Source organism: Paenibacillus qinlingensis (genome assembly GCF_013204845.1).
GTDB classification, from domain to species: Bacteria; Bacillota; Bacilli; order Paenibacillales; family NBRC-103111; genus Paenibacillus_E; species Paenibacillus_E qinlingensis.
In genome coordinates this window covers 228,739-250,445 of record NZ_JABMKY010000003.1, presented here as the reverse complement: position 1 = coordinate 250,445, position 21,707 = coordinate 228,739, and the positions used below count along the sequence as shown (strand labels likewise).

The window sequence follows — 21,707 nt, the reverse complement described above, 5'->3', positions numbered from 1 at the left end:
TTTACCTTTAAATATAACCGCAAACGATTGCTACGAACTAGCTATTATCTTTACCTATATACGTCAAAAATTGACCTCTTCGCTGCTAAGAAAAAAAAAGCCTCACGCAACAAGCGGAAGCTTTCTTCACCCGACACTATGAATTACTCTGCTGCTCCGACTGCCTTTAGCCACGCATTGGCAATTAAAGCATGTCCAGCTGGTGATGGATGTACGCCATCCGGTGCCCAGAAAGCGCTGTCAGCTTGTGTTGACGCTTGTGCAAATAATCCATCCAAACATAATAAACGCGCACCGAATTCTCTCGCTAATTCACGCACAGCGGTAATCTTCGGATCCAAATCTTCTCTCCATAGCTTACGATCTTCTGGTACAGGTAGTACAAAAGGCTCGATAAGAAGCAACTTCGCTCCTGTGCTTGCGGTTTGATCCAAGAGTTGACGGTATCCCTCTTTAAAAGCTTCAGTTGAAGTCCCGTCATTGCGATCAAATCTGCGCCATGTATCATTGATGCCAATATAAATCGAAACGAGATTAGGTTTCAAGTCCAAACAATCTTCTTGCCACCGCCCCTGAAGATCAGGCACACGGTTACCAGAAATCCCGCGGTTTAAGAATTTAACTTGTTTCTCTGGGTATTTCGCTGAAAATTGCGCAGCAGTCATAAGTGCGTAGCCTTTGCCTAAATCATTGCCATTGTCACGAATGCGTCCTGCATCCGTAATACTATCCCCTTGAAATAGTACGATATCTCCTTGCTCCAACCATACTGCCATTCGAACGAATCCTCCTTTGATTGACCACTTCTGCTTCTTCTTACATACAAATAATTTCCTCACAAATTATACCATGTCCAAGGTAGCGCGTGTACAACTAATATCAATGAAAGATGTGATGCATTTTACGCTCTTGCGTTTAAATAATGACAAATTTGGACAAAAAGATACGTATTACCAAAATATACGACGATGCCGTCCATTTCGGATAGGTGTGTCAATTTGGACAAGGAGTCTTGCTCATGGATGCCATGTCTACAGTCCCACCCAAGCCCACATACATCTCTGACCAGTTGGAAGATAACCTTCGTGAACTCCACCTCATTTATCATAAATGTCATGATATTCACATTCACACATTTAACATCGGTCAAACGACCAAAGCTTTTGTTATTTATGTGGAGGGCTTAATTGATCTCGAGCTTTTAAATAAAGACGTCCTCACACCCTTAATTAATGAACCTGAAGCCGAATGGAACTACACAGTCAAGGATTTATCTGCTCTTGTCTCTATCTCAAATATCACTGAAACTGTAAGTATGGATGAGTTGACATCCCATTTATCTTGCGGGTGTGTTGGACTATTCATTCAAGGTGTTCCCACTTGCTTCGCTCTAGGCTTGGCCAAATGGGAGAAACGCGCAATTAATGAGCCAAGTGCTGAATCTGTCGTACGAGGACCTCGTGAAGGCTTTACGGAAACACTCCCGATCAATACCTCCATGCTGCGTAGAAAAATCAAGAGTCCAGCAATGAAAATGATTGCTTACACCATTGGTACCCATACGCAGACTACAGTTATTGTCGTTTACATGGAAGGCATCGCGAGAGATTCGTTAATTGAGGAAGTACATCAGCGAATTAGTGACATTCGAATCGACGGAATCTTGGAGAGCGGCTACATTGAAGGTCTGATTGAGGATAGTCCCTTCTCGCCATTCCCTCAAATTCAAGTAACCGAGCGACCTGATGTGGTCTGCGCCGCACTCCTAGAAGGCAAAATTTCGATCCTTGTCGATGGGACACCTTTCGCATTAATTGCGCCTGCAACTCTCTTTTCCATGCTGCAATCTCCAGAGGACTATTACCAACGTTTTATTATCGGTACCTTAATACGATGGATGCGCTATGTATTTTTCTTTACAACGCTTTTATTGCCGTCTCTGTATATCGCGATTCTGACCTTCCATCAAGAAATGGTTCCTACTTCGTTATTGCTTAGCATCGCGAAGTCCCGTGAGGATATTCCTTTCCCAGCGCTTGTTGAAGCACTGCTTATGGAAATCTCATTCGAAGCCTTGCGTGAAGCCGGAGTTAGACTACCTAAGCAAGTTGGCGCGGCGGTCAGTATCGTAGGTGCACTCGTCATTGGACAAGCAGCTACATCAGCCGGCTTAGTTTCTGCTCCGATGGTTATGGTAGTAGCCATTACCGGCGTCGCCTCCTTCATGATGCCGCAATATGCGACAGGCATAGCGCTGCGCATGCTCCGGTTCCCGATCATGTTCTTATCCGGCATGTTAGGTTTATTAGGTTTGATGCTCGGATTCATTGTGATTGTGATTCACCTGTGTTCGTTACGCTCCTTAGGTGTACCTTATCTTCAGCCACTTGCTCCTATGAAAGGAAGTGAACTGAAGGATGTTCTCGTTCGTGCTCCGATTTGGTCGATGAGACGCAGACCTTTATTTACTGCCGGCACGAACCCTATTCGTCAACCTAAGGGGCAAAAACCAGATCATCCTGAAGGAAATGATGCCCATGATCGAAAAAGGTAGAATCTCTCCTATGCAGATGGCGCTCATCATGCATCCGACGATAATGGCTACAGCAGCGCTTTCTGTCCCTTCCATCACCATGAGAGTAGCAGGAACAGATATGTGGATGGCGCCTATCCTGTCCTCACTTGTCGGTCTTTTAACCATCTATATCGTTTATCACTTGCATATGAAGTTTCCAAATGAGACTTTCGTGCAATATGTGCCGCGGATTGTGGGACGATTTGCAGGTGCACTAGTTTCCCTTGCATATGTCATAGCCTTTCTTTATTCCGCAAGCATAAGTGTAAGAGAGTACGGTGAGTTTATTTCGGGTAATTTCTTAATGAACACCCCGATGCTCTTCGTTGTAATACCCATCATTGCCGTTTGTGCCTATGCACTATATGAGGGTCTTGAAGTGCTGGCTAGATCTACACAGATCTTGATTCCGGTAGCTATTTTTATTATTGTCGCAATGGTGATTGCCTTGATTCCTGATTTTCAATTAAAACAAATGCAACCTATTTTTGGAAATGGTCCACTGCCTCCACTACTAGGATCTATCGTTCCTGCCTCTTGGTTCTCCCAATTTTTCATTCTGTCATTCCTATATCCATATTTGAATAAAAAGGAACATGCAATGAAATGGAGCATCTACAGTGTGCTGGCCGTCATGGTTACGATGTTAGCTATTAATTTCCCTATTTTGCTAACTTTTGGTGCACTTACACCAGCGATGAATTATCCTTTTTTGGTAGCTGTACGTTACATCGCTCTTTCTGATTTTGCGGAGCATCTTGAATCCCTCTTGATGGCCATATGGTTAATTGGAATTTTCGTGAAAATTGCCATGGTCTATTATTTGGTCTTGCAGGGAACAGCTCAATTGTTTAAGCTTTCTGACTATCGCCCCATAATAATACCTATAGGATTCCTAGTCATACTGTGCAGCATTTGGATTTCCCCTACTTTCCAGGAAATGAATCATGCACTTAGCACGAGCATCCCTTTCTTCTCACTGTTGATGCAAGTGGTCATCCCAGCATGTCTACTTGTTACAGTCGTAGTCAAAGGGAGGATACTCCGGCGATGAGTGCTCCTACACGTCACCGTGGATTCTTGTTAGCGCTAGTACTGAGCTTACTGCCTCTCACTGGTTGTTGGGATCGCATTGAAGTCAATGATGTCGCTTTAATTACAGGTGCAGCAATAGATAAAGTAGGCCCAAATACTATTTTGCTATCTGTCCAAATTTTCGTCCCAAGGAGTTCCTCTAACAATGCAATGGGTAATCAAGGAGCAAATGTTGGCAACCAAGCTTCAATCGTCACTTCTGCTACAGGAGAAAATATTGCTGATGCACTTTCCCACATTCAAGAGAAGTTGCCTAGGAAGCTGTTTTGGGGACATTCGGAGGTATTTATTTTTAGCGAGGATATTGCGAAGGATGGTATTCGGGATGAAATTGACTATTTAATGCGCGCTCCACAGCCGCGGGAACGTGCCTATATGTATGTAGCCAAAGGAAAGGCGAGACAAATGCTTACAACGCAGTCTTTCCTTGAAAGAAATTCAGCAGAGATTATGCGAGAAATCTCAAAAGGTAAACTTTCTCTTAGTACGACACTCGCTGAACTTGCTCGAATGCTTGTCGATGAGACTGGCGCAGCAGCAACCCCATGGATTGATATGCAGCCTGTATCCGCACCAAACAATTACGATAGTATGCCTTCTCCCGTTAATGGTACAGCTATTTTTCGGGATGGCAAATTGGTTGGAGTCATCGATGAATTTACCACTCGAGGCGTACTTTGGATCCGCAATGACATTAAACAAGCAGTCGTTACCGTGAATCCGGAAGAAAATAGCCTTAACTCCGTTTCACTTCGATTAATAACCAGTAGAACCAAAATTCGTCCATTGATTAAGAACGGAACCTGGTCGATGGATATCCAAATACGAACAGAAAATAACGCCTTGCAAAACTCAACATCGCTCAAGATTAGTGCGGATCCCGAAGCGGTTAAAATCATTGAAACTGCGATGAATAAGGATATCGAAGATCGTGTCCGCATTGCGTTGAATAAAGTTCAAAAAGAGCTAAAAGCGGACATTTTCGATTTTGGAGGTGCCTTTCATCGTGCATACCCCAAAGAATGGGAACAAAACAAAGGAAACTGGGAAGAGATATTTCCCAAATTAGAGGTGACAATACACCCACATGCTACAATTCAACGGCCAGGACTTACAAGTATCAAAGAAGTCGAATTTGAGGAGAAACCGCGAAGATGACGTCGCAAGCTATTCCATGGATCATGTCGCTTTGCTTGCTAATCACAGGAGTACAATGGTATTGTATTCGAAAAAAAATAACATCTAAGGAAAGAGTGACTTATTGGTCTATTCTTTGCTTGTGTTGGATCTTGGCTATTATGCTCTTCCTTCATCCCAGTCTTCCAGGTCCTACAGACTGGGTGAACGTTATTTTTCGACCGCTAGGCAAAGTGATAGATTCATGAAGGAGAATGGACATGCGGATTAGCAGTAAACAATTATTCTGGATGATAGCTACGATGCAAGTCAGCATGACCATTCTGCTAACCATACATCCGGCTTTAATAGCGGCCAAACAAGATTCTTGGCTCTCTATGCTCAGTGCGACACTTATTGGCATGTTTATCGCCTTCATTTGCACACGAATCAATCGTAAATATCCAGGACAAACTCTTGTTACCTATCTTCCACAATTAGTTGGTAAATGGATGGCAGGATTCCTATTTGTCATCTACGGGGCATTCTGGTTTGTCGTACTTGCCATGGTCTTGCTGCAATACGCCGACTTCATTCTTGCCACGATCTTGCCCCAAACGCCAATTTTTGTGCCCGTTGTTGCCATGTTGCTTGTTGCCGTCTATGTCACGAGAATCGGCATTGAAGGCATTGGACGTTGCAGTGAAGTACTGGGCCCATTCCTATTGATCATAATAATCTTAAGTTTATTGCTCAGTATACAAGATATCCAACTAAAGCATATTCTCCCCTTCTATGTAGATTCGGGTTGGAAAGTTATTCTGAAGGGCTCACTGCCAACAAGTACATTTCTAGGCGATTGTGTCATGCTTGTCTTTCTGCTTGCTTTCTTAAACCATCCCGACGAGGGCACGAAGCCCGCCGTATTCGGTGTCGCAACAACCGGCTTGCTTACCAGTGCAGCAACTTTCGTTCTCGTTACACTCTTTGGTTCACAAATGGCTGCAGGACAGACCTATCCTTTTTTCAATCTCGTTCGTTACATCTCTGTGTACAACTTCTTCCAAAACTTAGACGCCATCCTAATTCCGATTTGGATCATCGGTGTTTTCATGAAGGTATCCCTGTACTTGTTTGTGTGTACCTACGGTACCGCTCAAGTATTCAACGTTGCGAAATGGCGGCGCATGCTATGGATTGTAACGCCTATTATTCTACTCATTGCCATGTTGCCACGCAGTTATTTTGATAGTTCCGTATTTTTCCCACAAAAAATCGCTGTTCCCTACATTTTCCCAATCCACATGCTAGGTGTCCCCCTTCTCTTATGGGGAATTTCTTCACTTAAAAACAAAAAAAACCGAGATGCACACCCGCAAGTGTGAACTCGGTCATTCTAATTATGCGATGGTTCTGAGAAAAAGATATTGATAATAGGCATTCAAAAGTTCATCCAGCTCGATAGAAAGTTTCAATACCGTTTCAGACAATAGGCCGTATGTTTGACTAGCGAGATTCAGTTCATTGCGCAATGCCTCAATCTTCTCTTCCAACTCATATCGATATCCCATATTGATCCCTCCGATTTCGAAATTTCCTACTGTGGATAACTCACACGTTTTGTTACCTTTATCATAATCAATTAATGTTAAGAAACTATTAGCAAATTACACGATTTTACGAAATTTTACAGTAAATTGTTAAATTTTGATGAATTGCCCCCCTGGAACTTCCACAATTTCTCCTTCAGCACTAAGCCAAACTGTGATGGCCGAAGGATTGTGAATGAGATGGCAATCGGCAGAGAACCGCAGGTTTTCAAGCGCTTTCATATAGGCCACAATTTCAGCATTGGTTGCAAACCAAATATCGGATCTGCCCTTTACTTTCTCACCAAATTGCTCAAAGATCTCCCAGTTGTTATCGTTCTCAAACTCATAGCTGTGTCCCCATACATACAATAACGCCATACGTGAAAATCGTTGTTCTAACTGTACGAACGAATCAGCAAGCTCGAGCATGTTCTTATGATGACACGTTGGGTGCCATTGCAAGAAATCTTTCGGCATTTGAAAGCCGCCGTGGCTAGCAACTGTCCGCGCATACTCAATACCTAGTGTAGGAAGCGCCTGGATGACTAGATCCGAGTAAGATCCAAAGGGGTAGCTCATACCACGCACAGGATAGCCAACTAACGATTCCAACGCTTCGCGATCTTGTGAAATTTCGCGAACAATTTGATCAAGCGGTGATTGCTCCAAAAAAGGGTGATCAATGGTATGAGCAGATACCTCATGTCCTTCGAATAAGGATGCGACTTCGGATGCCTCAATGTAGCCTTCTTTCCCCAAGAAACTACTGTTTAAGTGAAACGTTCCTTTAAGTCCGTAGTCATTCATTATACGCACGAGCCTGCGATCATGTACCCTTCCATCATCGAAACTTAGCGTTAAAGCCTTGGTAACACCTTGTGGAAACCGATCAAATCGAATGCGCATAAGAATCCCTCCAAATATAAGTCTAATACATTCTTTCAATGTATCAGAAACTTCTCTGGCGGGCTATCTTTTCCTTACTGGACTAACCAATTCGAAAGATTCGCTTTCACGAAAGCATCATCATTCAAATGTGGATAATCCTTGTACATGCGGTCAATTTCTTCCGATTGTCCCAGGGACAATTCTTCATGCGGATTCAAACACCAAGTTCCTTTCAACAAACCTTGTCGACGGAGCACTTCATGAATTCCCGGTATACATCCAGCGAAGCCATTGGCAGGATCAAAGAACGCTGCATTCGCTTCGGTAACTTCGATATTGCGGGTAAGCCACTCGGAGGCAAGTGTCGGATTCATTCTTACCACTTTTATTTCATTTAACAGTTCAACTGCTTTTTGTGTCCATACGGCCCAATGTCCAAGTAAACCACCAACAATTCTTTTCTCTATGTTCTTACCCTCGACTTGGAATTTATAAACAGTTAGAAGATCAGTAATAATGTTATCATCATTTCCTGTATATAGGGCAATTTCATCGCGGCGCTCTGAGTAGCAGACAGCCCTCACGACGTCAATCGTTTGATAGCGATTAAAGGGTGCCATTTTGATCGCGATAATGCCTGGAATGTTCGCGAATTGCTTCCAAAAGTCGAAGCTGTATACCTTACCGCCAACGGATGGCTGCAAATAGAAGCCGATGACAGGCATTTTTTCGGCAATACGTGCCGTACGCTCCAAGATTTGCGCCTCTGTCCATCCGCTTAAGCCACCCATAGATAATAAGGCAGCATCATAGCCCAGCGAGATCGCGATATCTGTCTCTTGCTCCGCTTGTTCCGTTGGACCACAAATCCCAGCAACCTTAATAAATGGTCGAGTGAGTCCTGCACGGTCTACCTCTTCAGCAGCCATTCGAAGCACTTTCTCGTACAAATTGTATTTCGGATCGCGAATTTCAAACTGTGTGGAATGAACACCAACAGCAATACCACCGGAACCCGCGGCCATGTAGTAACGTGTCAATGCCCGTTGACTTTGTTCATCCAGTTGACGATCTGCGGTTAAAGCAAGCGGATGGGCAGGTATAACAAGCCCCTCATGCAGTGCAATACGTTGCTCATTCGTTAATTCCCTACGTATCGTCATAATTAAAATTTCCCCTCTCGCTCTTGAAAATGAGTAGGTTTATTAATCATACTGCCCCCATGCTCGATCCACTCTGCTACCCAATCAAACATCTGGAGCAATGATACCCGCGGGTATCCAAATAGTTGCATGCTCTTCGCTGCGTTACTGAGCAATGCTGTTTCCGACTCTTGACCTTTGAAGATAGGCTCAATTCCCAGTCTTTGACCCAGTTGCTCTGCTGCATATTTCACGGAAACGGTCTCTGGACCCGTTACATTCAAGAAATTAGCTGGACTTTGTGTGGCCAACAGGGAGCGAATCGCAATTTCATTCGCATCTCCTTGCCAAATGCAATTGAAATGCCCCATGGATAGATCGATAGCGCGGCCTTCCTTCAAGGACTTCGCAATCTCCAGCAGAACGCCATAACGCAAATCAATGGCATAATTCAAACGATAGATCAAAACCGGTGTTCCGTTCTTGTGACTATAATGCTCGAACATCCGCTCGCGGCCTAGACATGACTGACCGTATTCGCCGATTGGAGCTGGACTAATCGCTTCATGAGCACCGCCATACGTTACTGGTGTGAACGGATATACATTGCCGGTAGAGAATACAACGATACGGGACTTGCTAAACTTCTCAGCTACTCGACCTGGCAGGTATGCATTCATCACCCATGTGAAATGCTCCTTACCTGTAGTCCCAAACTTGGTACCAGCCATGTAGATCACATTAGGAACATCTGGCAATGCCTGAAGTGCTTCATCATTTAACAGGTCGCAGGCAATCGTTTCCACACCGAAGGATTGTAGCTCTTCCTGCAACCCACTTTCGGAGAATCTCGAAACCCCATATACCTTTTTATCAACACCTGCTGCCCGAATGGCATTCATCGCAAGCCTAGCTAGACTCGGTCCCATTTTCCCACCGACACCAAGCAGCATAATATCTCCCTCTAATTCCTGCATAAACTGGATTAGGGCAGGTGAAGGTGTTGACATGACTCCATCCAAATCTTCTAATGTTCTCATTCTCGTAATCTCCTCACGTCATGATCTATATTTAAGCTTCCTGACTGTAGTATACGGACTCTCAAACATAAAAGACAAATCTTTATATTGTCTTTAAATAAACATAACTTCTTTCTTCAATATATGAATTAACATCCGAGAATGCGGATGCTCTAGCGTTCGGATCATGGGTCGATGTGGTGGTAGTTCACCAATAGCTACGAATTGATACCATTACCTGTAAAATTTACAGCTAAATATACGTAATCCCCTTTTAAATTGGATTTAACTGTAAAAAACACAGTTAAAACTGCTCCTTTTGTTCTAATCGGCAAGAATCCACAAAATGAACTGTATGGTTTCCAGCTATCCTTAGTTTTATCGGGAAATCCCATTATATAGCTGGAGAAAATCCATCTATTCGCTAAAAAAAAGAAACCACTCCACGTGGCTGAAGCCATTCATGGAACGGTTTCTCTTCAAGAACTTAAACTCTGCTCGGATCAGCTGCCAAATTCTCTAGAAAGTGAAGTCGGAACGTTTGTTTCGGTCTTCCTTTCGGCACCTTCACATAGCCCACACTCGAAATCAAGTTGTGATCCATCCATTGCAGCAAGAGCCTGTGCGTACTCCTGACAGTTACGCCAAGGATACTCGCTAATTCGTGCACTTCGTAATCCAGCTTGCTCGTCCGCGCCACAGTCGTCATTAGACGACTCAAATACGTCGATGTCATCCCAGCATCTTCTGCACTCTTCAGCAGCTCAGGATCCGTCATCGACAAGTCCCTGCTGAGTGGGTCGGCCATCTCTAGAGGGCCAATTAACGTCTTGTCTTCCCGCACAATGAAGCACGTATTGCCTCCGGCTTCTTTGCATCTGCGCAGCGCAAGGCGAGCATGCGTACCCGCTTCATTCGCGCTGCGACCGAAGCCGATCCCCATACTGAGAGAGAGACCCAGTGATTTCCACACCTCGCGTGCTAGTGGAACCGATTTATAACCAACCGTCTCGCGTTCGAAAATCCCCCGTGTCGTGAAAAACAAATACTCATCCGCACCCAGATGTGTTAAATATCCATCTAACGACTCTACATAGTCGATCAGTTTTCTGTGCACTTCCAGCTTGAATCGTTGAATATCATGCTCTGTACTTTGCAGTTGCAGTTTTTTGCCGAATTCATCTACATTGATCATACCAACTAGGATCTGCGCTTCTTTACTACGCCGTGTTTCCGTTGAAAGAAGGGCACGCTCCAAGGCTACCGTAATGTTCTGATCGGTCGGAGTAATCCACTCGCACGGAATCCCCTGCTTATTAAGCGTATCAGCGACTTGAATATCCGTGGTCAGCGCTGCTTTCGTTGCTCCCCTGCGGAAGGCATTCTCATGGAACTGCGTCATCGTCTCCACTTGCGGATATGGCACGCCATCATAGATCAGGAAGCTCGACGGAGTTTCACCAATCTCTTTGACATGCCTGCTTAACGAAGAGGATGTAAAAGAATCAATACTAAAAATCGCGTCCACCGCATGAAGCTGCGGCTTACTGCGCAGTCGATATAACGCACTAAATAGCCCGGTGTCCGTCAACGGGATCATATGCACTGGCAAATGTGTAAGAACGTTCTCTTTGACTCGTCGATAGAGTGTCGGGCCTGTAACTAACAGTACTTCAACCTCCAAAAGCAGTTGCTCCGCAATATCAGACGCCGTTTCTGCCGAACATGCACGTGCGATAGGTTCAAAGGATGGGAATGACGTCGATATCACACTCAATACTTTATTCACCAGAGCCTCTGGCCCTAATATCCCAATAGCAATTCGATTCGGAATATCCATGTGTGACGGCTCCTTTGCATCATCAATATGATCAAGTATACCGCTGTTTATGAATAAAAGACAAATCGTTATTCTGTCTTTAAATCGGAATAATGACACTTTAGAAGAGAAAGCCTCTATTTAGTTCGGCCATATCGGACTAATACATAAAGCCCGGCCGTTAAAAAACCGGCCGAGCTTCTTATATAGCGACTAGCTTAATTCCGCGAGCAGCGGCATCCCCGCCTGTGCACCAAAGCGCGTCACCGACAACGAAGCCGCCTTAACAGCAATCGTTGCTGCTTCCAGCACCTCTTTGCCTTGAGCCAGAGCGACTGTGAAAGCTGCATTACATGCATCCCCTGCACCCGTCGTATCCACAACTTGGACACGAGGTGCTGGAATTGTGGTCAGCTTGCCCTCTGCCAACATAGCTACGCCCTTCTCTCCTCGTGTGAGCAACAACCGAGGTCCCGCAGTTTCCCATTGCTGCATGCCAGCCAACAACTCATGCTCGTTCGTGTAACTACCCCCGCTGATCAGCTCAAACTCCGTTTCATTCGGTGTAATGAAGTCAACTAGCTGCAACAACTCGGTAGGAAGCTCGATTGCTGGTGCCGGATTAAGTACGGTGCGAACGCCAGCTTCACGTGCAATCTCAAGCGCCGCCTGCACGGCAGGCAGCGGAATCTCGAGTTGCACCAGCACAGCATCTGCTTCTTGAATGAGCTGCGCATGCTCATGCACTTGCTCGGGTGTCACTTTGCCGTTCGCTCCCGACACAATGACGATACAATTGTCATCCTTGGTATGTAAAATGGTTGCCGTTCCCGTGGAACAATCCTCTCTGCGAACGATGGCCTCTGTGTGAATACCGTGAGCGGTCATTTGAGCTAGGAGCACATCCCCGAAGCCATCTTGGCCCACCGCGCCGATCATGGAAACTTGAGCTCCGAGCTTCGCACAACCCACAGCTTGATTAGCACCCTTACCACCAGGAATTGTATGCAGCTCATCTCCTTGCAAGGTTTCGCCAATCTTAGGCATTCGGCTCATGGACACGACTAAATCCATATTCAGGCTGCCCACAACAGCAATACGTACTGTCTTCATGTAAGTTAGACCCTTTCATGGGATAGAATCCCGGAATTTGTAATTACGCGTTGTCACTAAAGGTTCGCTCCATTGGGTAGGAATTCCTTTTTTGCCGAGTATCATACACAAACGGTTCTATCAAAAACTAGGTTGAACTGCTGCGCAGCTTTTGGAAAAAATCTCGAAATACTCCATCACGATCAATATAATGAACATATCGAATGAGATGTCGTGACTGATCTTGGCTCCATCTTGCCTCATCGGATACAATCGGACTTGATAGAAGTACACTTGGAGTGGTTGATTCATTCACAAGATAGGCAATCGTTGAAATATCCCAAATTACGCGTGAGTAAGCGAAATGATCTGGATGAACTTGTCGGAACGTCTCGTACAGATACTCACCAATCACACCTGATTCTTTCACATAATCCTTCATCTCGGATAGCGTTGTTTTTAAATGCGAGGCAACGCCCATACATGGAATTAACACGAGTGGCACACCGCTATTCAAAATAATGCGAACCGCAGGAATATCCTGCTCCAAATTAAATTCCCGCGTATTCTGCCAGTGGAGCGCATGCCCCCCTAGCCATACAACTACGATATTCTCGATAATGGATGGTTCCATAAGAATCGCGGAGGCTACGTTCGTGATGGCACCAATGGCTACAACATATAAGGGATCCTCCGGAGAGGAAGCCTTTGCGCGTTCCACCAAATTACGTGCTGCATCGCTCTCCACCGGCGTATCTGGACCTGGCAAATACGACTCAGACCCTTTGTAAATAGGAATGTCGGTGCGACCCATCAGATTTAGAATTTTGTGCAGTTCATGATAGCTCTTCTCCATGCCATCCTTCGGCCCAGTCGATAGATCGTTAAAGAAAGGTGCTGCATAGAAAGCTTCTACTTGAAGTCTTTCTGGGGATTGCAAAGCATACACGACAGCGAACTGATCATCAATTTCATTAAAGGTATCCGTATCCAATACCATTCTTAACTTGCCAGTTCTTGAACTCAAGCGTTCCATTCGTTGCGTTTCCGTAATTATTGGATATTGCATGGGACAACTCCTCATATTTTATATCATGAATTGGCTTACCTATTTACTCTACAAATGAGAATATAGTGATATTCTACCTAATTTCATGCTATATTTTTATCATAGATCGGCTTATTTTTTATACGATTCGGCTATCTATATGAAATTGCAAGTGGAAGGACGAACTGCAATGAATGGACATTTGGATTTTCTTTTCCGAACAACAAGGTCTCAGAATTCGATGATCTATCCTCATAGACACGAGTGCTATGAATTGGTTTATTATATGCAAGGAAGTGGCTCAACTCGAGTAGGAGAGTACACTCACCTTTTTCACAATGACACTTTCACGTTAATTAAGCCTCGTACCCTGCATGATGAGAAACATGCGACTGACAGCGAAGTTCTATTTGTTGGATTTCAAGCGGAGTTAGGCAAATATCCCCTTCGGGAAGGCTTATATATCGACCAATCCGAAGGAGCAATTCTTGCTTTGCTGCAAAGAATGATCATCGAGATGCAGAATAAACGCTCTTTCTATACGGCTAAGTTGAATCACCTTGTTGGCGAATTGATTATTGAACTCCTTCGTTATGATGAATTCACGACCTCTGAGCCATCTGTAGATAAAGTCATTTATGCCAAAAATTACATTGATGAGAATGTCAGTCAGAAAATTAGCGTTGACCTACTAGCAGATTTGGTTGGCTACAGCTATGATCGATTCCGGCATCTGTTCAAAGAAGAATATGGTCTTTCACCTATGCAATACGTGATGTCCAAGCGCTTCGAACTGGCCAAACGACTGTTGAAGCAAACGTGTCTCTCCATCTCCGCCGTTTCTAATGAGAGTGGTTTCTCCAATGATACGCAGTTCTGCTCCCTTTTCAAAAAAGAGACAGGACTCTCTCCTCGCCGATATCGCCTGCAACAATTAACATGAAGGAGATGCATAAACCCTTATGTCACAACAGCCTTATTTTGAGCAAAATAAAAACCAAAGTGGTTTAACCGATATCGATAGACCCTTCTATGTGGGGTGCCAAACCACGCATCATGAGGGCTACCAGATTGCTTCGCATTGGCATTATCATATGGAAATCCTTTTTATCGCATCTGGAAAAGCCACGATTACAGTAGGAAATCATAGCTTTGAAGCCGAACAAGGTGCGTTCATACTCATTCATCCCTGTGAAGTACATAGTGTCACGGTTGAACCTCTTCAACCCTCCAAGCATTATGTCATTGGTTTCGATCCTGACATGTTAAGCCCCATGCCGCAGCTAGCCTTTGAGCTCCAGTATTATTTGCCTTATACGACTCCGCTTCATGGTATGACGACTTGGTTGACACCAGGGGTTCAGGACACGTATAACCTCCACACGCTTATTGAGGAGATGTACGCGGAGTACCATTCGAAAACTTTCGGTTTCGAGCTTGCTGTATCATCCTCGATATTTAAGTTAATTCTATGGTTGCTGCGCTATCAGCGAACGCATCTATCCCATACTTTTACAGATGACGCCGGTGAAGACACGAAGAAGATGGCCGCATTCCGCCAACTCCTAGTCTCCATCAATGAAGATAGCACACTAACGATTACCGCAGAAGAAGCAGCCAAGCTATGCTTAATGAGCTATAGTCGATTCGCGAGCTTTTTCAAAGGTGTCATGCATACCTCATTCACCCAATATGTCCTGTTTATCAAAATACGAAGAGCCGAGCAATTACTGCTCGACCCGACGAAAAGTATCACACAAATCACTTTGGAAACTGGCTTTAATCACACCAGCTATTTCATTAAACAATTCAAGCGTATTAAAGGTGTCTCTCCTAAACGCTATCGTAGAGACCGATTACAGGTTACGTATGAACATCTTGAAGAGTAAGCAATCTTACTCCCAAGCCATCTCAGCACGGGCAAGCAAATCCTTCAAAGCACGAACCGCTGATACCACGCGCTTGGGATTACTGGCATATGGCAAATAATGTTGCAAATGCGGCTCAACCGAGAGATACCCTGTATAACCGCGCTCACGTAATTGGAGCAACAGGTCAGCTATTTGACCTTCCCCTGCGCCTGCAGGAACGAATTGTTTGGGCTCGCGCGTTGCATCTTTGACATGAATGTAATCGGTATATGCATGCAGCTTCGGATAAGCTTCTTCCATCGGTTTGACGTTATTCATAACGAAATTACCAGGATCAAACGCTGAGCGAAGCGCGATTGAGTTACAATGTTGTAAAATATCCAACACACGGTCATCCTTCGAGCCATACAGATTATTATCGTTTTCTAAAATAAGAATGACCTGATTCTGTTCAGCAAGCTGTGTTAGCTGTTTCATTCTGAGCAATACTTCTTCCCTGCACGCATCTAGATCGCCATTCTCTGGTGGATGATAGGAGAAGATTCGAATGTACGGTGTACCTACCGTTTTTGCGGCATGAATGGCACGCTGCATAGCCGCTATTTGAGGTGCAAAATCGTCCACTACAGGATATTTACCGATTGGCGAAGCAATCGAAGAGACTGTGAAGCCTCGCTGATCCAGTATAGTACGAATTGACAACAACTCATCCTCGGTTAAATCGAGCACATTTTTTCCCCATACATTGCGAAGTTCCAAATGGGCAAGCCCTTCTTGCGCAAGAACATCCAGCTGTTCTTCCAAATCATGTGAGATTTCATCAGCGAAACAAGTTATTTTTACTGTAGACAAAACGATTCCTCCCTTATTTCGCAGTCCCGAAGGATGCTGACATATCAACGAGCGTCTCAGGTCCTTCATTTACTTTTTTAATAAAACTGGACGTTCGAATTTTCTCTTCCAAATGTCTTAAAAATGCATCACCATCAATCGGAACTGTGACCGGACGCTTCTCGAAAGAGGAAAGCATGATCCCATTCGCTAAAGTCAGCGCACCTAACCCTTCAGGACCCTCTGCAATCAAGTCCACATCTAAGCCGATCAATCGATCCACCAAGCGTCTCGTTACAACCGCATGTCCATTCGGAACTGTCGTATCTACAGGAACTTCCTCCGGTTCAAGCTCCCATGAGGCAAATTGCTGCTCCGTCTCTCTAGTAAAAGTAAGCATGGATTCCGGGTATTTGTAGTAGAGCAGTTTGCCATTTTCGAGAAGCAGCTTGCCGTGATCTCCGACGATTTCCAAACGATTCGTCCCAGGCAACTCTGCCGTTGTTACAATCAGATGGCCAATCATCCCGTTAGCATGTTCCAAATAAGCTGTTACCTCATCCTCAACTTCAATATCGTGGTACTTTCCAATATGCGCGTGACCAGAGATGAGTGCTGGCAAGCCAAACAACCACTGATACATGTCCAGCGTGTGTGGACACTGATTTGTCAGGATCCCGCCGCCTTCACCCGCCCAAGTCGCGCGCCAACCGCCGCTATTGTAATACGTTTGGGAGCGGAACCACTTCGTATGGATCCATGTCGCACGCGTCAACTGCCCAAGTTCGCCGCTTGCCACAATTTCCTTCAGCTTCGCATAGAACGGGAGTGTTCTCTCTTGGAACATGATCGCGAACTGGAGGTTCGGATACGTCTGTTTTGCTGCTTCATAGGCATCAATCATGCGATTCGCATCATTAACATGCACCGCGATTGGCTTCTCACACATGACATGAATGCCACGTTCGAAAGCTTCAATGGCGATTGTCGGATGATCATAATGCGGAACCGCGATAATCACGACGTCGATACCCGCATTCGCTAACATGTCACTAGCACTATAGTAGGCTTGTGCTCCATATGTGCTGGCAAACTGATCAGCCTTCTCTTGATCCACATCACAGACAGCAATTAAAGCCACATTATCCATCTCATTCAAATATTTCAGATGCGCGCGACCAATGTTGCCAATGCCAACAAGTCCAAAATTAATACTAGTATTACTCATGCCTATTCCCTCCCACATATTGAATATCTCACTCCCATCCTATATCATTCTAATTACTACTTCCTTGAAGAAATTGCCGCAGATATGGATAATCTTGCTCAGTGAAAGAAGGAAAACAGATGATTTCAGACTATTTGACACAAATCGATGATCATATCAATTTCCTGCATGCAACTAGAAAACCGCCTTTTAATGTTCATTTCCACTTGCACAAAGGGTGCGAAATCTTCTTCCTTATCCGCGGTGATGTGAATTACTTTGTAGAGAAAACGGTGTATCCCTTGCAATATGGTGATCTCATCATTACGAACGAGCACGAAATTCACAAGCCAGCTTTAACGACCGATGCCATGTACGAACGTGTCACGATCGAATTCAATCCCGCTTTGCTCGCACATTTCCAAACAGAATTCTTTCAACCTTTGCAATGCTTCTATGACCGGCCTCTTGGTGAAAATAATAAAATCACACTTACCGAACTGGAACACACGACTTTGGTTGACCTTTTCCAGAAATATAACCATGCCAAAAAGCATCCCTTTGAAGGAGATGCTCTTATGAAGCTAGGATATCTGTTAGCCATCCTTTCGCATGTGCATCGGTTTTATGAGACCAACAAAGAGAAGGCGCTTGGAATCGACTTACCCCTTCGCTTGACGCCTATTCTTGCTTATTTGAATCAGCATCTGGCAGAGGATTTGTCCTTAGAACAGTTAGAAAAACAATTCTATATTAGCAGATACCACCTCAGTCGTCTGTTCAAAAAGCATACCGGCAGCACCATACATGAATATATCGTGTTCAAACGCATTGCGCTTGCCAAAAGACTGCTCAAAGACGGGGCCACCGTGACGGAAGTTGTTTGGGCTCAGGCTTTAACGATTACACGGGATTTCTTCGGATGTTCAAGAAAAAAGTCGGTGTCCTGCCGAAACATTATGCGAAGCAAGCAAGCTCTAGGGGAAGCATGCCGGTGTTAGAGATTTGAGAAAAGACGTAGAGATAGATTCGTTCGACGTGTAAATTTTATATTACAAACAAACCTTGGGGTTGGGTTGGGGTTATTCCCATCCCCCCTTCTCAAAAATGCAAAAATACAACCTTTATACGAATTTATGGCTGAAATTAACAAATGCGTGCAAAAAGGCAACAATTTTAAGGTATTTCATGAAAATCTTCTGAAATCACCTCAAATTGATGCCTATTTGCATCAATTTGGGGGTAACGGTGCGGAAAACCATTCGAAAAGTGCTCTTTTGCAATTTTGACAGGGGGAGAAGATTTAAATGATTTGGGGGTGCAAAAATTATCAGAAGATCAACACCCATGCTCCATCTGCACTACATTCGCCGCCTTCACTCCTAAGCAATATTACTCCTCATTCACATTCAGATCCACATCCTACTTCTATTACTACTTCTACTTCTACTTCTACTTCTACTTCTACTTCTACTTCTACTTCTACTTCTACTTCTTCGCGATACCCCACATTTCTTACAATCGGGCTCACAAAATTCATCGGGACGTCCACTTCGTTCTCAATTTCCTCACTATACATTCATGCAGTGGGTACGACTAGTATCTTGGCAGAGGGGCTATCTTGACTAAGTGGTTCGGGTTTGGGTTGGGTTCGGGTTGGGGTTGGGGTTGGGGTTGGGGTTGGGGTTGGGGTTGGGGTTGGGGTTGGGGTTGGGGTTGAGTTCGGGTTCGGGTTGGGTTTGGGTTTGAGTTCGGGTTCGGGTTCGGGTTCGGGTTCGGGTTCGGGTTCGGGTTCGGGTTCGGGTTCGGGTTCGGGTTCGGGGTTGGATTAGGTTGGGTCAGCGAATGGTTGAGGTTAAGCTGAGTCGAAGGCAGGGGCGGGTTGGTCGAACAGCCAATTAGATGGAAATCCTACAGTTAAATCCAGCATAATTCCCCGATAAACTGGAATAGATGGAAAATATGTAGTTAAATGAACCGATTTTCAGTGAAACTAGTAGATACACGAAAAATAACTACCTTTTTTCCATCTAATTGTGAATGTCAGCCGTAAATCGTGAAAATAGCTGTACATTTTCCAGTTAATCGCATCTCCCAGCCTTTTCAGCATCTGCACTACACTCACACATGTTTCACAAACCAAGGAGCTAAGCGGCTTGTCTCGCTGAAGCCCCTTTTTCACCTTCTCCAGTGCAATTCCCTTAAAACCTGAACATTGTACAACTTTTCTATCGATTGCTTCATTCACATCAGCACCCGATACGTCTACTATTAAAGATGTAGACTACGCATTTGACAAGGAAGGGAAGCGACTAGAATGAGCACCACAACTAACAAAAAGGTACGAATTGCTTTAGTAGGACTTCGATTTGGAGGTGCTTTTGCCCCCATTTATCATGCGCATCCGGATGTCGAATATGTTGGTATTTGTGATACGGATGAAGAACTATTGCATCAATACGGTGATAAATATGGCTTCGAACGACGTCACACGAGTTTAGAAGACATCCTCCATTCGGATGACTATGATGCGGTTCATCTCGTTTCTCCGATTCCGTTACACGGCAAGCAATCCGTAGAGGTACTTCGCTCTGGCAAGCACTGCGCATGTACAGTTCCAATGGCGACTAGTCTAGAAGACTTGCACGCAATCGTTGCAGCAGAGAAAGAAAGCAATCGTAATTATATGATGATGGAAACGGCTGTGTACACGTACCAATTCTTGTATGCACAAGAGATGTACCGCAAAGGTGAATTCGGTCGCGTTCAGTTCCTTCGTGGCGCGCATTATCAAGACATGGTCAATTGGCCTCCTTACTGGAAAGGCCTTCCACCAATGCATTATGCTACACATGCTATTTCCCCACTACTTGCTTTACTAGGGAAACGTGCAACGAAAGTAAATTGTATCGGCTCAGGCGTCATGGAAGACGAGCTTGTCAAGCAATACGGCAATCCGTATCCGATTGAAACGGCCATTTTCCAATTGGAGGAATCGCCAGTAAGCGCAGAAGTTACACGTACACTTTTCCAAACAACGCGTCCTTATATGGAAAGCTTCAACATTTATGGCGAAGAAGCCACGCTGGAATGGCATATGGAGGATGAACCGCTTTCCCTGTTTAAAACAGCCGAGCTGCAGGGCGAACGTGGCCGCAAATCCGACGTGACCAAGATCAAAGCACCATCACGGCCAGACTTGCTTCCTGAAGAGCTTGCTTACCATATTACGCACCAAGCCGTGCTTGATGAGAACAATCCGCATCAATCCGTGCTGCAAGGCAATGGTCATCATGGCTCGCATCCTCACTTAGTCCATGAATTTCTGCGCAGTATCGTAGAAGAGCGTAAGCCCTACATTGATGCGGTAACTGCAGCGAATTGGACTGCAGCAGGCATCTGCGCGCACGAATCCGCGATGCAAGATGGTAAAGCCGTCGTCATACCTAGCTTTGAATAGTCCCTTCATTTATGACCGATAAATATTGCGAATATAATCGGAAGGTGACTCGCCCATCACTTTTCGAAAAACACGCGAGAAATAATACGGGTTCGTAAACTGGAGCTGATGGCTGACCTCTGAAATATTTAATAGCGTATTGCGCAGAAGCTCGGCTGATTTGTGAATGCGCAGACGTTCATGATAATGAAACAAAGATATTCCCATTTTGCTCGTGAACAACGTGCTCATATACCGATAATTGAGCTGAAATTCCGAAACGATTCGATCAGGATCCAGCTTACTCTCCCAATGCTCTTCCAGATAGATTGCCAGCTTCTGGACAACAGCATCCGATTTGCTAGATAACTTGGGTCGTTCTAGGGATTGACGGTACACATCCAGAAAAATCTCCATGGTTTTCATACTCAAAGACAAGTGACTAAATAAAGGGGCGGAGCTGTACAACTCGTACAGCTCTTTTAGTTTACTAATAAAGGGAGAGGGTTGGGCTAGATGAAATATTTTGGGCAGCACCAGCTCATGCTGATAATCACTTGGTGTGAATAATTGATAGGATTGAGAAGCTTGTAACGATGGCAAACTCCCTATATGAACTTCCTTCGTAGGTGTCTGTTCCTCCTGCCGATCATAGAAATGAATCCATATCGTTGAAGTATCAGGCAGTGTGCCTGCACCTCCCCAATGATGCAAACCACTTTTGAGAAAAAAGCCCGTACCCTCCTGCAAAAAATACTCTTTGCCTTCTTCTACCACCTGCATTTGACCCTTAATAACAAAAATAAATACATTAAAATCCGAATTTCGGTCCGGATGAATCCAGCCTTCTTGGGTCAACGTCTTCCCCATATCTCGAATCCATGGAAAGTACCCCGTGTGCAAACGGATCTGATTCATACAGTCTTTCCTTTCGTTGGACAGAAAAAAGACAACCCGCAGGCTGTCTCTTGCT

General features: G+C 44.7%; 21 protein-coding genes. 9 read left to right on the top strand and 12 right to left on the bottom strand.

Annotated features, from left to right (window positions below; genetic code table 11):
- Positions 1-143 precede the first annotated feature (143 nt).
- On the bottom strand, positions 144-776 hold the full coding sequence (locus HQN88_RS07780; RefSeq protein WP_173109798.1) for an SGNH/GDSL hydrolase family protein: 633 nt from the start codon (positions 774-776) through the stop codon (positions 144-146).
- 242 nt (positions 777-1,018) lie between these two features.
- Between HQN88_RS07780 and HQN88_RS07775 the strand changes: the two genes are divergently transcribed.
- The 4 genes from HQN88_RS07775 (at position 1,019) to HQN88_RS07760 (ending at position 6,171) form a co-directional block, all read left to right on the top strand.
- The gene (locus tag HQN88_RS07775) at positions 1,019-2,554 is read left to right on the top strand and encodes a spore germination protein (protein WP_246320116.1); all 1,536 of its coding nucleotides are present in this window, start codon (positions 1,019-1,021) and stop codon (positions 2,552-2,554) included.
- On the top strand, positions 2,538-3,629 hold the full coding sequence (locus HQN88_RS07770) for a GerAB/ArcD/ProY family transporter (protein WP_173109796.1): 1,092 nt from the start codon (positions 2,538-2,540) through the stop codon (positions 3,627-3,629). The genes HQN88_RS07775 and HQN88_RS07770 overlap by 17 nt, the downstream gene beginning before the upstream one ends.
- Complete coding sequence (locus HQN88_RS07765) at positions 3,626-4,828, top strand: Ger(x)C family spore germination protein (RefSeq protein ID WP_173109793.1); 1,203 nt, start codon at positions 3,626-3,628, stop codon at positions 4,826-4,828. Before HQN88_RS07770 ends, HQN88_RS07765 begins: the two co-directional genes overlap by 4 nt.
- 239 nt (positions 4,829-5,067) lie before the next feature.
- Positions 5,068-6,171 (top strand): GerAB/ArcD/ProY family transporter, encoded by a 1,104-nt coding sequence (locus tag HQN88_RS07760; RefSeq protein WP_173109791.1) that lies wholly within the window; start codon positions 5,068-5,070, stop codon positions 6,169-6,171.
- Between the two features lie 15 nt (positions 6,172-6,186).
- Here the strand turns inward: HQN88_RS07760 and HQN88_RS07755 are convergent, their stop codons facing one another.
- From HQN88_RS07755 to HQN88_RS07725, 7 genes are all read right to left on the bottom strand, one after another.
- Positions 6,187-6,357 carry an aspartyl-phosphate phosphatase Spo0E family protein gene (locus HQN88_RS07755; protein ID WP_173109789.1) on the bottom strand — a complete coding sequence of 57 codons (171 nt, stop codon included), beginning with the start codon at positions 6,355-6,357 and terminating at the stop codon, positions 6,187-6,189.
- 129 nt (positions 6,358-6,486) lie between these two features.
- Positions 6,487-7,284, bottom strand: a complete 798-nt coding sequence (locus HQN88_RS07750; protein ID WP_173109787.1) for a polysaccharide deacetylase family protein — start codon at positions 7,282-7,284, stop codon at positions 6,487-6,489.
- Between the two features lie 74 nt (positions 7,285-7,358).
- Positions 7,359-8,429, bottom strand: a complete 1,071-nt coding sequence (locus tag HQN88_RS07745; protein ID WP_173109785.1) for a dihydrodipicolinate synthase family protein — start codon at positions 8,427-8,429, stop codon at positions 7,359-7,361.
- A gap of 2 nt (positions 8,430-8,431) precedes the next feature.
- The gene (locus HQN88_RS07740) at positions 8,432-9,448 is read right to left on the bottom strand and encodes an NAD-dependent epimerase/dehydratase family protein (protein ID WP_173109783.1); all 1,017 of its coding nucleotides are present in this window, start codon (positions 9,446-9,448) and stop codon (positions 8,432-8,434) included.
- A gap of 466 nt (positions 9,449-9,914) precedes the next feature.
- A complete protein-coding gene (locus HQN88_RS07735) occupies positions 9,915-11,267 on the bottom strand; it encodes a hypothetical protein (protein ID WP_173109781.1) in 1,353 nt (450 codons plus the stop codon).
- 192 nt (positions 11,268-11,459) lie between these two features.
- Positions 11,460-12,359 carry a ribokinase gene (rbsK, locus tag HQN88_RS07730; RefSeq protein WP_173109778.1) on the bottom strand — a complete coding sequence of 300 codons (900 nt, stop codon included), beginning with the start codon at positions 12,357-12,359 and terminating at the stop codon, positions 11,460-11,462.
- 127 nt (positions 12,360-12,486) lie between these two features.
- Entirely contained in the window at positions 12,487-13,407 is a 921-nt protein-coding gene (locus tag HQN88_RS07725; RefSeq protein ID WP_173109776.1) for a nucleoside hydrolase, read from the bottom strand.
- Between the two features lie 169 nt (positions 13,408-13,576).
- Here HQN88_RS07725 and HQN88_RS07720 point away from each other — a divergent pair, with 169 nt between their 5' ends.
- A complete protein-coding gene (locus tag HQN88_RS07720; protein WP_173109774.1) occupies positions 13,577-14,329 on the top strand; it encodes a helix-turn-helix transcriptional regulator in 753 nt (250 codons plus the stop codon).
- Positions 14,330-14,348: 19 nt separating this feature from the next.
- On the top strand, positions 14,349-15,275 hold the full coding sequence (locus HQN88_RS07715) for an AraC family transcriptional regulator (RefSeq protein WP_173109772.1): 927 nt from the start codon (positions 14,349-14,351) through the stop codon (positions 15,273-15,275).
- A gap of 6 nt (positions 15,276-15,281) precedes the next feature.
- Here HQN88_RS07715 and HQN88_RS07710 read toward each other — a convergent pair whose 3' ends face one another.
- Positions 15,282-16,109: a sugar phosphate isomerase/epimerase family protein gene (locus HQN88_RS07710; protein ID WP_246320115.1), complete on the bottom strand. Its 828-nt coding sequence runs from the start codon at positions 16,107-16,109 to the stop codon at positions 15,282-15,284.
- 13 nt (positions 16,110-16,122) lie between these two features.
- Positions 16,123-17,316 carry a Gfo/Idh/MocA family protein gene (locus HQN88_RS07705; RefSeq protein ID WP_173109768.1) on the bottom strand — a complete coding sequence of 398 codons (1,194 nt, stop codon included), beginning with the start codon at positions 17,314-17,316 and terminating at the stop codon, positions 16,123-16,125.
- Between the two features lie 119 nt (positions 17,317-17,435).
- On the opposite strand from HQN88_RS07705, the gene HQN88_RS07700 reads away from it, so the two are divergent.
- Entirely contained in the window at positions 17,436-18,296 is an 861-nt protein-coding gene (locus HQN88_RS07700; protein ID WP_173109766.1) for a cupin domain-containing protein, read from the top strand.
- A gap of 398 nt (positions 18,297-18,694) precedes the next feature.
- Here the strand turns inward: HQN88_RS07700 and HQN88_RS07695 are convergent, their stop codons facing one another.
- Positions 18,695-18,835, bottom strand: coding sequence for a hypothetical protein (locus tag HQN88_RS07695; RefSeq protein ID WP_173109764.1), 141 nt, complete (start codon positions 18,833-18,835; stop codon positions 18,695-18,697).
- A 100-nt stretch (positions 18,836-18,935) separates the two neighbouring features.
- On the opposite strand from HQN88_RS07695, the gene HQN88_RS07690 reads away from it, so the two are divergent.
- Together HQN88_RS07690 and HQN88_RS07685 are read left to right on the top strand one after the other, a co-directional pair.
- Entirely contained in the window at positions 18,936-19,127 is a 192-nt protein-coding gene (locus HQN88_RS07690; RefSeq protein ID WP_173109762.1) for a hypothetical protein, read from the top strand.
- A 485-nt stretch (positions 19,128-19,612) separates the two neighbouring features.
- Positions 19,613-20,755: a Gfo/Idh/MocA family protein gene (locus HQN88_RS07685; RefSeq protein WP_173109760.1), complete on the top strand. Its 1,143-nt coding sequence runs from the start codon at positions 19,613-19,615 to the stop codon at positions 20,753-20,755.
- A gap of 9 nt (positions 20,756-20,764) precedes the next feature.
- Here HQN88_RS07685 and HQN88_RS07680 read toward each other — a convergent pair whose 3' ends face one another.
- Positions 20,765-21,652: a helix-turn-helix transcriptional regulator gene (locus HQN88_RS07680; RefSeq protein WP_173109758.1), complete on the bottom strand. Its 888-nt coding sequence runs from the start codon at positions 21,650-21,652 to the stop codon at positions 20,765-20,767.
- Positions 21,653-21,707 lie beyond the last annotated feature (55 nt).